The 13447-nt window shown below is 59.2% G+C and carries 11 protein-coding genes; 5 read left to right on the top strand and 6 right to left on the bottom strand.

The features are described 5' to 3' along the window. The first annotated feature begins 86 nt into the window (after positions 1–86). The 4 genes from KX729_RS23915 (at position 87) to KX729_RS23900 (ending at position 4677) form a co-directional block, all read left to right on the top strand. Entirely contained in the window at positions 87–1511 is a 1425-nt protein-coding gene (locus KX729_RS23915; RefSeq protein ID WP_219744999.1) for a murein hydrolase activator EnvC family protein, read from the top strand. Beyond that, on the top strand, positions 1501–2832 hold the full coding sequence (locus KX729_RS23910; RefSeq protein ID WP_219744998.1) for a S41 family peptidase: 1332 nt from the start codon (positions 1501–1503) through the stop codon (positions 2830–2832). The genes KX729_RS23915 and KX729_RS23910 overlap by 11 nt, the downstream gene beginning before the upstream one ends. An 88-nt stretch (positions 2833–2920) precedes the next feature. Continuing rightward, the gene (locus tag KX729_RS23905; RefSeq protein ID WP_219744997.1) at positions 2921–4120 is read left to right on the top strand and encodes a divergent polysaccharide deacetylase family protein; all 1200 of its coding nucleotides are present in this window, start codon (positions 2921–2923) and stop codon (positions 4118–4120) included. A gap of 20 nt (positions 4121–4140) precedes the next feature. After that, positions 4141–4677 (top strand): RNA pyrophosphohydrolase, encoded by a 537-nt coding sequence (locus KX729_RS23900; protein WP_219744996.1) that lies wholly within the window; start codon positions 4141–4143, stop codon positions 4675–4677. A gap of 85 nt (positions 4678–4762) precedes the next feature. Here the strand turns inward: KX729_RS23900 and bfr are convergent, their stop codons facing one another. The 4 genes from bfr to KX729_RS33665 all read right to left on the bottom strand — a co-directional run bounded on the left by bfr (position 4763) and on the right by KX729_RS33665 (position 11668). Beyond that, the gene (gene bfr / locus KX729_RS23895; RefSeq protein ID WP_219744995.1) at positions 4763–5248 is read right to left on the bottom strand and encodes a bacterioferritin; all 486 of its coding nucleotides are present in this window, start codon (positions 5246–5248) and stop codon (positions 4763–4765) included. A gap of 549 nt (positions 5249–5797) precedes the next feature. Further along, positions 5798–9256, bottom strand: coding sequence for an error-prone DNA polymerase (locus tag KX729_RS23890; RefSeq protein WP_219745097.1), 3459 nt, complete (start codon positions 9254–9256; stop codon positions 5798–5800). Then, positions 9256–10677, bottom strand: a complete 1422-nt coding sequence (locus tag KX729_RS23885; protein ID WP_219745096.1) for a Y-family DNA polymerase — start codon at positions 10675–10677, stop codon at positions 9256–9258. Before KX729_RS23885 ends, KX729_RS23890 begins: the two co-directional genes overlap by 1 nt. A gap of 40 nt (positions 10678–10717) precedes the next feature. Further along, a complete protein-coding gene (locus KX729_RS33665) occupies positions 10718–11668 on the bottom strand; it encodes an ImuA family protein (RefSeq protein WP_246617824.1) in 951 nt (316 codons plus the stop codon). 170 nt (positions 11669–11838) lie between these two features. Between KX729_RS33665 and KX729_RS23875 the strand changes: the two genes are divergently transcribed. Beyond that, positions 11839–12276, top strand: a complete 438-nt coding sequence (locus tag KX729_RS23875) for a metallopeptidase family protein (RefSeq protein WP_219744993.1) — start codon at positions 11839–11841, stop codon at positions 12274–12276. Between the two features lie 17 nt (positions 12277–12293). Here the strand turns inward: KX729_RS23875 and KX729_RS23870 are convergent, their stop codons facing one another. Both KX729_RS23870 and KX729_RS23865 read right to left on the bottom strand, forming a co-directional pair. Beyond that, positions 12294–12500: a DUF1737 domain-containing protein gene (locus KX729_RS23870; RefSeq protein ID WP_219744992.1), complete on the bottom strand. Its 207-nt coding sequence runs from the start codon at positions 12498–12500 to the stop codon at positions 12294–12296. Beyond that, positions 12497–13420, bottom strand: a complete 924-nt coding sequence (locus KX729_RS23865) for an HpcH/HpaI aldolase/citrate lyase family protein (RefSeq protein WP_219744991.1) — start codon at positions 13418–13420, stop codon at positions 12497–12499. Before KX729_RS23865 ends, KX729_RS23870 begins: the two co-directional genes overlap by 4 nt. Positions 13421–13447 lie beyond the last annotated feature (27 nt).

The raw sequence follows: 13447 nt of genomic DNA, 5'->3' as shown, positions 1-13447 counted from the left end.
ATGTTGTTTGTGGCCTCGTCGGGCAAATCAGCTTACGGTTTTTTGATCCGGCCGAATATTGGAGCGGGCCAGAGACCGGAGCGGGAATGAGGCTGAAGGATATCAAAAGGCACCGGTACGCGCTGCTTCTGGCAGCCGGTTTCGGTCTTGCCTGCCTTCCGGCCGATCCATCCGTCATACCCGCTCATGCTCAGGCCGTGGATGCGCCGTTGAGGCCCACACAGGCGCCGGCTCAGGCCGATGCGCCGGTCGATGCGACCGCAGACCTGCAGCGACGCCGCAACGAAACGCGCGGCGAACTGGAAGTGCTTGCCAAGACCATGCGGTTGTCGGCGGAAAAGATCGCCTCCATCGAGAAGAGCATTGCCGATACGAAGAAGAACACTGCTGACGTCCGTCAGGCGCTGATCGCTTCGGCCGCCCGCCGCAAAGGGCTGGAAACCAAGATCAACGACAGCGAAAAGAAGCTGGCTGAATTCAAGGTGAAGGAAGACGGCATCCGCACTTCGTTGCGCGGCCGTCGTGCAGTGCTTGCAGAGGTGCTGGCGGCGCTGCAGCGCATGGGCCGCAATCCGCCGCCGGCGCTGCTCGTGACGCCGGACGATGCGCTTGCCTCGGTACGCAGCGCCATCCTGCTCGGCGCCGTGGTGCCGGGAATGCGTCACGAGGCGGACAAGCTGGTTGCCGACCTGCAATCGCTCTCGTCCCTGCAGACGGCGGCGCTGTCCGAAAAGACGGATGTGTCGACCACGATCGCCGCCAGCCTCGAAGAGGACCGGCGCATGGACCTGCTGCTGGCCGAAAACGAAAAGTTGAACCGGCAGAACACCACCGATCTTGATGCGGAGCGCCGCCGCTCCGAAGAGCTTGCCGGCCGCGCCAACAACCTGGACGGTCTCATCCAGTCGCTGGAAGGCGAAATTGCCTCGGTGCGCGAGGCGATCGACCGGGCGCGCGCCGAAGAAGAGCGCCGGCGGATGATGTCGGAAGCCGAGCGCGAAAGGGCCAAGCAATTGGCCGAAAGCGGCGTGCCCGACAAAAACCGCATTGCGCCCGCATACGCGTTTTCGAGCCTCAAGCAGAAGCTGGAGCTTCCTGTGGCCGGCGATGTTTTGCGTTGGTTCGGTGATGGCGACGGGACGGGACATACGGCAAGAGGCATGACGGTCGCTTCCAAGCCCGGTGCAGTGGTGACCGCGCCGGCAGACGGCCTTGTCGTGTTCGCCGGCGCCTTTCGGAGCTACGGGCTGATGATCATTCTTAATGCCGGAGACGGATACCATCTGGTTCTGACCGGTATGGATGAAGTGAATGCGCGACAGGGCAAGTTCGTCTTTGCGGGCGAACCGATCGCCGCGATGGGTGAGAAAAGAGTGGCAAGTGCCACGGCTTTGGCGCTGGAAACAGATCGTCCGACGCTTTACATTGAATTCCGAAAAGACGGCACTCCGGTTGATTCCAGACCGTGGTGGACCGCGAAAGAAACTGGAAGGGCACGAAATGATTCGTAGGGCTTCTCTTGTCATCGTTGGTGCGCTCATGGGTGCCACGGCGATGAGCGTGATTTATTCGGCCGGTGTGCCGGCGCAGGCCGCCGGTCCTTCGACCTACAAGGAATTGTCGATTTTCGGCGATGTCTTCGAGCGCGTTCGCGCCCAGTATGTCACGCCGCCGGATGAGGAAAAGCTCGTCGAGAACGCCATCAACGGCATGCTGACCTCGCTTGACCCGCATTCGAGCTTCATGAACGCCAAGGACGCGCAGGATATGCGCACCCAGACGCGCGGCGAATTCGGCGGCCTCGGCATCGAAGTCACGATGGACAATGAGCTCGTCAAGGTCGTTTCGCCGATCGACGATACGCCCGCTTCCAAGGCCGGCATTCTGGCTGGCGACTACATTTCCGAGATCGACGGCCAGCCAGTGCGCGGCCTGAAGCTTGAAGACGCCGTCGAAAAGATGCGTGGCGGGATCAACACGCCGATCAAGCTGACGATCATCCGCCAGGGTGCCGACAAGCCGCTCGATATCACCGTCGTCCGCGACATCATCGCGGTGCGCGCCGTCAAGTCGCGTGTCGAGGGTGGCGATATTGGTTATCTGCGCGTCATCTCGTTCACCGAGAAGACCTATGACGACCTCGAAAAGGCCATCAAGAAGATCAAAGCCGACGTGCCGGCCGACAAGCTGAAGGGCTATGTCCTCGACCTGCGCCTCAACCCGGGCGGCCTGCTCGACCAGGCGATCAACGTGTCCGACGCCTTCCTGGAACGTGGCGAAGTGGTGTCCACCCGCGGCCGCAATGCCGACGAGACGCGCCGCTTCAATGCCGGCCCGGGCGATCTGACCGATGGCAAGCCGGTGATCGTGCTCGTCAACGGCGGTTCGGCTTCGGCATCGGAAATCGTCGCCGGAGCCTTGCAGGACCTGAAGCGTGCGACCGTTCTCGGCACCCGCTCCTTCGGCAAGGGGTCCGTCCAGACGATCATTCCGCTGGGCGATGCCGGCGCGCTTCGCCTGACGACGGCGCTCTATTACACGCCGTCTGGCAAGTCGATCCAGGGTACCGGCATTCAGCCGGACATCAAGGTCGAACAGCCGCTGCCGCCGGAACTGCAGGGCAAGCTGAAGGCCGAGGGTGAATCCAGCCTCAAGGGCCATATCCAGGGCGCTGCCGAAACGGACGAGGGCTCGGGTTCCGCAGCCTATGTTCCGCCGGAAACCAAGGACGACATCCAGCTCAACTACGCAATGGATCTGCTGCACGGCACCAAGACCGATCCGTCCTATCCGGCCAACCCGGAAAAGGCTGCAGCTGCCGTCAAGAAGTGATGAAATAACGGGCTGGCCAGCACGGGCGTCGTTCTGACGCCGTGCTGGCCGGTTCGGCTTATCTGCAGGTTTGATACGGGACTGACATTTGGGCACCGATCTCCACGCACCGCTGGGACAGAACCGGCCGGCCGCACGGCGACGGGCAAGACGATTTTCTCCCGTCATCCTGATTGCCGGCGTGGTTGTTGTCGCCGTGATCGGCCTATCTGTTTTCGCCATGCGCGGCGACGACGCCTTGAAGCAAGTGGCGACAAACGTGCCGCCTGCCACTTCACCCGATAGTCAGAAGGCGCCCTCCGGTGCCAACCGCAATGCCACTGCCCAGCAGCCATCGGGCATGCCACGCTCCAATCCCAATTCCGGCGCCAATATCGAGCGCACGCTGACCGACGACGGTTCCGTGGTGACGAAATATACGCCACGCGCGCGCGGCGATGGCGGGCCGGTGTTGATCGATGCGCAGAGAATAGGCCAGGACCCACGTGTTGCCGCCCAGCCGGTGGATGCACTGCTGCAGGACACGCCACAGGGCCGCCTGCCGATCGTTGGTCCCGATGGCACACGGCCAATGGAGCAATATGCGCGTCCGTGGTCCGGCGCACGCGGCACGCGGATTGCCATCGTGGTGGGCGGTCTGGGCCTCAGCCAGACCGGGACGCAGCGGGCGATCCAGCAATTGCCGCCCTCGGTGACCCTGGCTTTTGCCTCGACCGGCAACAGCCTGCAGCGCTGGATGCAGGATGCGCGCCGCGCTGGCCACGAAATCCTCGTTCAGGTGCCGTTCGAGCCATTCGATTACCCGGCAAACGATCCGGGTCCCGGCACCCTGCTGGTCAAGACGCCGGCCAAGCAGAATCTCGACCGGCTGCATGTCGCTATGGGCGAAATCACCAATTATACCGGCATCATGAACTATCTCGGCGCGCGGTATCTTTCCGATGCCAATGCACTCGAACCGGTGCTGCGTGACCTTCAAAAACGCGGTCTGCTGTTCTTCGACGACGGAAGTTCCGCACAGTCGAAAACTGCGACGATCGCCAAGGCGATCGAGCTGCCGCATGCCTTCGGCGATGTGACGCTCGATGCCGAGGTGCAGAAAGAGGCCATCCTCAAAAAACTCGACGAACTGGAGCGGATTGCCGGCCGCAAAGGCACCGCGGTCGGCGTCGCATCGGCTTTCGACGAGAGCATAGATGCGATAAGGCAGTGGAGCGAGGAAGCTTCACGGCGTGGCATCGAGATCGTCGGCGTGGCAGCGCTCGCGAGCGAAAGCGTCGAACCCTAAGCCCAGGCAGGTAAATCATCATGAGCAAAAAAGACAAGCAGCCGGCGCGCGCCGAGGATCTGCCCTATCGCCCTTGCGTGGGCATCATGGTTCTGAACCGCCAGGGCCTTGTCTGGGCGGGCCGCCGGATTTCCGAGGGCAATAGCGAATATGACGGCTCGCCGCAGCTCTGGCAGATGCCGCAAGGCGGTATTGACAAGGGCGAAGATCCGCTGCCGGCCGCCTATCGCGAGCTTTACGAAGAGACTGGCATGCGCTCCGTGACATTGCTGGCCGAGGCAAGCGACTGGATCAATTATGACCTGCCGGCACATCTGATCGGCATCGGGCTGAAGGGCAAATATCGCGGCCAGACACAGCGCTGGTTTGCATTCCGTTTTGATGGCGACGAGAGCGAAATCGCCATCAATCCGCCTCCGGGCGGTCATTCGGCGGAATTCGATGCCTGGGAATGGAAGCCGATGGCGGATCTGCCGGGGCTGATCGTGCCCTTCAAGCGCGCGGTCTATGATCAGGTCGTGGCCGAGTTTTCGCATCTCGCCAAGGCCGCTGTCTGAAGGTCGAATTGATCGCAAACCTCCATGAAATGAAAAACCCGGCAGACCGTGAGGCCGCCGGGTTTATTGTAATCGATGGGCCGGATTATTCCGCGCTGTCGGCAGATTCGGCGTTCAGCTGACCGTATTTCTCTTCGCCGATCTTGGAGAGGAGATCGAGCTGGGTTTCGAGGAAGTCGATATGGCCTTCCTCATCCATCAGCAGCTCTTCGAACAGTTTCATGGAAACGTAGTCGCCGGCCGCGTGACAGATGTCGCGGGAGGCCTTGTAGGCCGTGCGAGCGTCATATTCGCCGGCAAGGTCGGCTTCCAGGACTTCCTTGATGTTCTGGCCGATGCGGAGCGGCGCGACCGTCTGCAGGTTGGGATGGCCTTCCAGGAAGATGATCCGGTCGATGAGGCGATCTGCGTGCTGCATTTCCTCGATCGATTCGGCCCGTTCCTTCTTGGCCATCTTCTTGTAGCCCCAATCGTCCAGAAGACGATAATGCAGCCAATACTGGTTCACAGCGCCGAGTTCGAGGAATAGTGCCTCGTTAAGCCGCTCGATGACCTTTGAGTCGCCTTTCAATGTCCGCTCTCCTGTTCTCTTCGTGGAGTTCTCTCAAACGGGACATATATACAACCACTTCGGCTTCCGTCGAGTGGCGCTGGGCGTGATATTCTTCGGTGGTGCGGATGATCAAGTCGACGACATTGGGAAAACAACCGCAGCAGCGGCCGCGCTTTGCCATGGCGTGATAGACTTTCGCCGGCACGATGAGCTGCCAACAGTCCTCTTCAAGGAGCTGGAAGATCGTGTCCCGGATTTCCCTAGCGGTAATGTAATTGCAACTGCAAACCAGCATTCTCGGTCGAACCCGCGAAACATGACCTGTATGATCTTCTTTTGCGAAAGAGGACATCGAATGTCAAGAAAAAATCAAATTCGCGACTTCACGACTTCAGGAAGCTTGCCATTCCTCGCGTGGCCGAGCTCGAATGAGGGCGCGTTCCCGCGCTCATTCCATTGTCTAAGCCGGAGTATCCGGAGCCGGGTCGGATCAGGCAGTCACGCAGACCGTCTTCTCGGTGGGCCTACCATAAACATATGCACTGCCGTCGATGTCGCTCGGGAAGATCAATGGAAGTTTCTGCCCTTGGGCATGACGCTGCCGGGCGGGGTATCATAGGACTGCACCGGGTTGATTTCCGTTCGCGATCTTGGCCTTGCCTCCTCCATGCCGTTGGATCGCCGTTTCTGTCGGTGATCATCGCTCGATTGCAGGGCTTCGTCGGAACGCGGAGAGACGCCGAAACGACGGGCTTCCTTCTGGAGAAGGCCGAGCATCGGCGTAATATCCTCGATATGCTCGACGACCGTATGGATGACGCCGCTCTGGCTCTGCAGCTTGCCGTGGATTTTTACCAGCCGGGCGCCCATGACGACGGGACGATATTTCTCGAAGGTGTTTTTCCAGACGATCGCATTGGCGACCCCGGTTTCGTCTTCGAGCGTCATGAAGATCACGCCCTTGGCAGAGCCGGGCCGCTGGCGCACCAGCACGATCCCACCGATCGTGACCCTTCTTCCGTTCGGAACCGTCAGAAGATCGACGCTGCGGGTGATGCCCATCGACCTGAATTCATCCCGCAGGAAGGAGACCGGGTGGGCCTTAAGCGACAGTTTCAGATACCGATAATCCTCGATCACCTCTTCGCCGAGTAACATTTCCGGCAGTTTCGTCTTGGGCTCCGGCCTGAGATCGGCATGATCCGCCACTTCCAGCAGGGGCAGGCGCTGCGAAACCTTGCCGGTATCCAGGCCGCGTACAGCCCAGATCGCCTGCCGTCGAGACAGGCCTATGCTACCGAAAGCATCGGCATCCGCCAGCCGCTCGATATCCGACTTATCAAGGCCCGACCGCAGCCAGAAATCATGGACGGACCTGTAACCTTCTCCGCGATTGGCGATGATTTTTTCGATCGCATCCTTTTCCGACAGGCCTTTGACCTGCCGGAACCCCAACCGGACCGCATGCCTGGTTTTGATGATATCGCGCATGGACTCATGGCGCCGGTCGATCGCCCATTTGTCGAAAGCGGCGTCTTCCAGCGTGCAGTCCCATTGCGAGCTGTTGACGTCCACCGGAAGGATCTTGACCCCATGCTCGCGGGCATCCCGAACGAGCTGTGCCGGCGCATAGAATCCCATTGGCTGGGAGTTAAGCATCGCAGCCAGGAAGATGTCCGGATAATAGGTCTTGATCCAAGAGAATGCGTAAACCAGCAAAGCGAAAGAGGCAGCGTGGCTTTCGGGAAAGCCATATTCTCCAAAGCCTTTGATCTGATTGAAGCAGCGCTCCGCAAATTTTCTCGGATCTCCCCTGCATACCATTCCATTGATCATATCGCTTTCAAATTCTTTTACACGTCCAGAGCGTTTGAAGGTTGCCATCGAGCGGCGCAGACTATCGGCCTTTTCCGGCGGGAACTTTGCTGCAGTGATTGCGATCTGCATTGCCTGCTCCTGAAACAGAGGCACGCCCAGCGTCCGATCCAGGATTGGGATCATTTCATCCTTGGGATATTCGATCTTGTAATTCTCATCTCTGCGTGCGGCTTCCCGTCTTTGCAGATATGGATGAACCATGTTTCCTTGAATGGGACCGGGGCGAACGATAGCCACCTCGATGACAAGGTCGTAAAACTTGCGAGGCCTGAGCCTGGGCAACATGCTCATTTGCGCCCTGCTTTCGATCTGAAAAACTCCGATCGTGTCGGCGCGGCAGATCATGTCGTAGACCGGTTCGCCGTCTTCATGATCCTTGTTGCCAAGATCGGCCAGAGTTTTCGTCACATCGTAATGGTGCAAAAGAAGATCAAAGGTCTTTGCAAGGCAGGTCAACATGCCCAAAGCCAGAACATCGACCTTAAGGATGCCAACCGTATCCAGATCATCCTTGTCCCACTCGATCATGTAACGGCCAGGCATCGCTGTTTTCATGATCGGCACAACTTCATCAAGCCGATCTCGCGTTATGACAAAGCCGCCGACATGCTGGGTTAGATGACGTGGGAAGCCCATCAAATCCCCCGCATGTGTCAGGACCTGCTTGGTGGTGAAGTCGTTTATATCGAGACCGGCAGCCTTTGCTTCTCTTTCTGACGTGCCTTCTTCCGACCATCCCCAAACCGTACTGGAAAGCGCATTTTGTACATCTTCTGATAGTCCGAATGCCTTGGCGACTTCACGGCCAGCCATGCGTGTGCGGTAACTTGTCACCGCTGCTGTCAGTCCTGCGTGACGAAAGCCATAGGTTCGATAAATATGCTGGATTACCTCCTCACGCCTCGCATGCTCGAAATCGACGTCGATATCGGGCGGCTCATTACGATCCGTTGAAAGGAAGCGATCGAAAAGAAGGGAAACTTTATTAGGATCCACGTCGGTTATACGCAGGCAGTAACAAATCGTAGAATTAGCTGCAGATCCGCGGCCCTGGCAAAGGATATTTGCTCCGCGGGCAAATTCCATGATGTTTCGGACGGTTAGAAAATAAGGTGCGTATTGCTTTTTTTCGATAAGGTTCAGTTCGTATATTATCTGCTTCTCAATTTTAATTGGAATCTCGCCATAACGCCATTTAGCGCCTTCGTAGGCGAGCTTCTTCAATGTTTCGAATGGCGTTTCTCCAGGCATGCTTTCATCGGGATAGTTGTGGCTCAATTCCTCAACTGAAAATTTTAACGGCCTGAAAAATCTCTCCGTATTGGCAACGGCATCCGGATAGGCATGCAGCAACCGGGCCATTTCAGCGGCCGGCTTGATGTAGCGTTCTCCATTCGGAGCCAGACGGAAACCCGCCTCCTGGACGGTTACATGTTCTCGAATGGCGGTCACCACGTCCGAAAGCGGGCGTCGATATGGGAAGTTGAAAAGCGGGAGGTTGGTTGCGAGCAGCGGCAGGCGGCTTTGCGAGGCAACTTCAGCGAAAGCCGCAAATACAAGTTTGTCGCGTCCGTCATAGGTCGGCGCCAGAGCAAAATAGATGCTCTTTCCAAACGTCTTGCGATAGCGATCAAGTCTTTTTCTCAGATCGACCAGATATGCAGCGTCCTCCGCGCGGGAAAAATCCGGAACGACGGCAAGTCTCATATCCTTGCACCATTCGAGAAGGTCCCATTCCTCGAGAATGCAGGAGCCCTTTTCCGTTCTGAGATTTCCGCGGCTGATGAGACGGCAAAGGTTGGCCCATCCCTTTCGATTTTCGGGATAGGCGAGCACATCCGGTGTGCCGTCAGAGAATACGAGACGGGCTCCGGGCTGAACAGATACAGGCCAGAGGATAGGTTCGGGGTTCTCCTTCAGCACTTCTTCCGGTCCGACTTTTTCGGCTCGTTCGAACCGTGCCTTCATGTCTCGGACCTTGGTGAAAGCTCTGACAACACCGGCCACCGAATTGCGGTCGGCGATTCCAAGGCCGGAAAGACCCTGCGCTGTTGCGGCGAAAACCATCTCTTCAGGGCGTGCAGCGCCTTCCAGAAACGAAAAATTCGTCTTGGCGCCGATCTCAAAGAAAGCGGGAGTGTCCGGAATCATGCGAAGAGCCCGTGCATGCGCCAGGTCGGGGCATCCTCCTTGGCATTATAGTGGCCTTCGCGGAAAATCCAGAAGCGGCGGCCGGCTTTGCTTTCCAGGCGGAAATAGTCCCGTTCCGGAACGTCGGTTTCCTCTAGCCACCATTCAGGGGCAATCCGTTCCGGACCCTCTGCCTGGATGACCGTGTGCACCACATGCCGCCAACGGAAACGCGACGGCGGGCCGTCGGGGACTGTCGCAGCAAAGGTCTTCACTTCCTCCGGATGACGAAAGAGGCGCAGAGGACGGTCTGTTCTAGGTGCGAACGGAAATGGGAATGCCGTTTTCTCAGGCGCGGAGGGCGTCGTGATCGCCGGCGCAAAGATCATTGCCCGTTCCGGCACGTGGCTCTGGCGTAGTATGGCTATCTGCAGGCAATCGACACCAAGCCGGGCCGAAACCTTGTCGATGAAGTCGGCGAGCGAAATCTCCCCCTCACCTTCGCCGGTAAAGTCACCCTGCGTCGTCTTGTAGGTGTCGTGCTGCAGCACGTTGAGGCGCAGGAGTTCGAAGCCGTAGCCGGCGTCGAGGTCGTCATGCACGGCGGTCAGTCGCTCGGAGAACAAAGCGGATATACGGGCAGGGTCACGAAGCGGCTGGGAGGCGCCGGCGGTGATGCGGAAGACGCGCCCATCGACCCGAAACAGGACGAGTTCGAACATTCGCCCGCCGACACCTCGGGCTTCGAGGCCAGACTTCAAGGAGGTGGCGATATGGCGGGTTAACTCAAGGATATGATCTTCCGCTGCGACTGGTTCGGTAAGTTTGCGTTCCGCGGAAAGGGCTGAGACCGGGCGGCGAGGGGAGATCGCTTCCTCGTTGGCGCCGCGCGCCTGATCGAGCCTCAGCAGCAACTGCGTGCCGAAGCGGCGGGCAAGCGGCGCGCGCGGCATGGTCAAAAGATCGCCGATGCGTTTCAGGCCGAGTTTATGGAGCGAAGCGATGGTGGTTTCGCCGATCCTGAGTGCATTGACCGGTAGGGGGGCAAGCGCTTCCTCCAGCAGACCTTCGGGAATCACCCCCGCTTTTCCGAAGCGGCACGTGGCCCAGGACAAGCCGGGAGAGGAGGAGATCACGCCTTTGACGTCGAAGCCCATATGATGGAGCCGCTTCAGAATATCTCCGAGCAGCGCTTCCTCGCCGCCGAAAAGGTGGGCGCAGCCGGTAATATCCAGGAAAAGACCGTTCTTGCCGTCCAGCGCCACGAGCGGCGTATAGCGGTCGCACCAGTCCGCAAGCGCTTCGAGAAGTGCCGCGTCGGCCCTCTCGTCCTCGTCGATGACGTCGATCTTCGGAAACATGGCACGGGCTTCGGCAAGCCCCTGGCCGCGTTTCAGCCCGATGCGTTCGCAAACCTCGTCGAGCGCCGTCAGACGCATGGCGTTGTCGCGCCGCCCAGCGCAGAGGATCGGCGGGTGCTCAGGACGCCTGTTCGAACGCCACGACGGACCCCAGAGTTTTCGGGCGATCCTGTCGGTCGGCAGATGCGGAAAGACGAGTGCCAGGATGCGTTGGTGAGTTGCCGTGAGTGAAAGCCTCGCCTGTGTCCCGATCTGTGTCTGGGCCGAGGGAAAATTGACGGTCATGGGGGTTCCACTCCAGGAGGAAGGAGAGAGGAGCCGGGTTGCGGCTCTTCTCCAGGGTTAGCCGGAAAACGGGATGGCCGATGCTGCCGCCAAGCACGCTGCCATCAGGAAGGCGCCGCCCGGCGGCTGGCGCCGGTTCGACAAGCAGACGGAAGGAGGCGCTGCTCGCTTCCTCTGCTGCTACATGTCTGAGAAGAAAAAGCGGTCGCCCCGCCGTCTTTGCCCGGAGGGCGAGCCTCCGGCTTTCAGTCAGGCCGAAATGTTTGGGGTTGCCCCGGATTTCGAAAATGGTGGCAGAAAGAGCGCCGCTGACCAGCGCTGTTTCGGCCAGCCAGAGGGCATCCTCCAGCTTGCGGGGGGATGCATAGAGAATGTCTTGCGGATTCAGCCCGAACTGTTTGAGACCCGGTGGATAGGGGGCGCCGCCTTCCTGCGTGGAGACGACATCGCCCATCCAGAGAATGGGTGCATCGGCATCCTCCTGCTTTTTCAGTTGGGATGCGAGAGCAAGGGCAAAGCCGGTTGCCGGGCCCGTATCCGCCGTCAGCGTGGTGCGGATTTCGGTCATGCCGTCCAAAGGGAGGCCACCTTCCAGGGCGTTATCCACTGCGTCCACGCCAAGGAGAAGGCGAGGCTGATCCAGTCGGGAAGCGTGGTTTTCCGGATCCTGTGCAAGGTCTGCCTGTTCTGCAGCCGCAAGTGCGGGCAGGGGCCTGCCTTCCAGTTTGGCGATCTGTTCACGCAGGGCAAAAATCGTCTCCTGCGCCCTGGCGTTCCCGGCCATGGCGTCAGCTCCATTCATCATGTTCTCTTTATGTTCTTATAGATTCCCGAGCCCGGAAAAGAGTCAACAGCGGAATTGCAGGAATCTTTTCCTGTCCGCCTAGGCCGATGATTCTTCTCTCGAAAAATATCGCCAAAGGCACTATATCGGCCTGACGAGAAGGAGAGCCCATGGCCCGCATTGACCAGACCGACGATTGGCGAGACCGACACGCGCCGACGATCAGCGCATTCGAGTCGCTGGCGATCGAAGCCTATGGTCACCTGCCGGAAGAATTTCGGGCGCTCACGACCAATCTGACGATCGAGATCGAAGACTTTCCGGATGACGAAGTTTTCGAGGACATGGCGTTGGAAACGCCGTTCGATCTGCTCGGCCTGTTCGAAGGGCGTGGCATTTCCGAGCGGTTCAACATGGAAACAGGCGAGCTTCCCAACCGCATCCGGCTCTATCGCCGGCCGATCCTCGATTATTGGGCGGAAAACGAGGAAACGCTGGGCGACATCATCACCCATGTTCTAATCCATGAAATCGGCCACCATTTCGGTCTTTCCGATGACGACATGGAGCGGATCGAAGCCAGCGCCGACGCGGCTGCGCAGCGCTGAAATTCTCCTTGATCTAATTATTGCTCGCCGAGTTTCATGCCTGGATCGTAATCCTTGCCGTGCACGGTCTTGGTGACCGCCTGGCCGCATTGCATCTCGCCAGTCGTGGCGTTGAAGGCATAGGTCGGCGAACCGTGCAATTCCCAGCCCTTGGATATCGCCAGCGAAACCTTGTGGCAGAAGGATGCGTCGTCGGGGCCGGTGAGGAAGCGGTAGAGTTTCATGATGCCTTCTTTCTGTCTGCGATGCTGCGGGCAAGAGCGACGAGCTTTTCCGCCTCGACGAGATGGAGCCGCTCGACCATTCTGCCGTCGAGATTGATGACGTTGAGGGATTGCGCTTCCGGCTGGGCGAAGGCGGCGATGATCGCTTCCGCCTCCTCGACCGCCTTCGGATCAGGGCCGAAATGCCGGTTGGCGGGTTCGATCTGGGCCGGATGGATCAGCATCTTGCCGGAAAAGCCCATGGCGCGGCCCTGAGCGCATTCCGCGTCAAAAGTTTCCGCATCCCTGAAATCGTTGAAGACGCTGTCGATCACGTCGATGTTGTAGGCGCGGCCGGCCAGCACGACCTGCATCAGCCAGGGCACGAGATAGGTGCGGCCGGGAAGGGCCAAGACGCTGGTTTCCTTGCGCAGGTCGTTGAGGCCGACGACGAAACATTTCAGCCGTTCGTCGGCGCCGGCGATGACCGGGGCGTTCAGAACACCCTTCGGCGTCTCGATCATCGCCCAGATCGAAAGCGTATCGGGTGCGCCAGCTTCGGAGAGAATATCGGCGACTGCCTGGATTTCGGCGACACGTTCGACCTTGGGGATCAGCACAACATCCGGGGCAACGTCGAGAACGAGATCCATGTCGGCACGGCCGAATTCGCTTTCGAGCGGATTGATTCGGATGATCGATTCGCGGTTCGTGGGGCGTTCGTCTGAGCGATCCCTCGGGCTTTGCCTGAAGAACCGGCGCAAGTTGTCGCGGGCTTCGGTCTTCTTTTCCTGTGCGACCGAATCCTCCAGATCGAGGATGAAGGCGTCGCAATCAAGGCCCGGAACCTTCTCCAAAGCCCTCGCGTTTCCGGCTGGAACGCTCAAAATAGAGCGCCGCAAGGTCATCGAGCGAGATTTGATATCGGTCAAGGAAGTCATCACGGCTTTCTGACAATGTTTTTAGTC

Origin of the sequence: Neorhizobium populisoli (assembly GCF_019430945.1) — a bacterium.
GTDB classification, from domain to species: Bacteria; Pseudomonadota; Alphaproteobacteria; order Rhizobiales; family Rhizobiaceae; genus Neorhizobium; species Neorhizobium populisoli.
The sequence above is the reverse complement of the archived record's forward strand: the minus strand, read 5'-3'. Positions and strand labels throughout refer to the sequence as shown.

What these genes read in the sequence shown, in the direction of transcription:
- KX729_RS23870 (WP_219744992.1), bottom strand. Translation starts at nt 12,500, where the DNA reads ATGAAACTCTACCGCTTCCTCACCGGCCCCGACGACGCATCCTTCTGC.
- KX729_RS23900 (WP_219744996.1), top strand. Translation starts at nt 4,141, where the DNA reads ATGAGCAAAAAAGACAAGCAGCCGGCGCGCGCCGAGGATCTGCCCTAT.
- KX729_RS23885 (WP_219745096.1), bottom strand. Translation starts at nt 10,677, where the DNA reads ATGCGTCTGACGGCGCTCGACGAGGTTTGCGAACGCATCGGGCTGAAA.
- KX729_RS23910 (WP_219744998.1), top strand. Translation starts at nt 1,501, where the DNA reads ATGATTCGTAGGGCTTCTCTTGTCATCGTTGGTGCGCTCATGGGTGCC.
- KX729_RS23865 (WP_219744991.1), bottom strand. Translation starts at nt 13,420, where the DNA reads ATGACTTCCTTGACCGATATCAAATCTCGCTCGATGACCTTGCGGCGC.
- KX729_RS23915 (WP_219744999.1), top strand. Translation starts at nt 87, where the DNA reads ATGAGGCTGAAGGATATCAAAAGGCACCGGTACGCGCTGCTTCTGGCA.
- KX729_RS33665 (WP_246617824.1), bottom strand. Translation starts at nt 11,668, where the DNA reads ATGGCCGGGAACGCCAGGGCGCAGGAGACGATTTTTGCCCTGCGTGAA.
- KX729_RS23875 (WP_219744993.1), top strand. Translation starts at nt 11,839, where the DNA reads ATGGCCCGCATTGACCAGACCGACGATTGGCGAGACCGACACGCGCCG.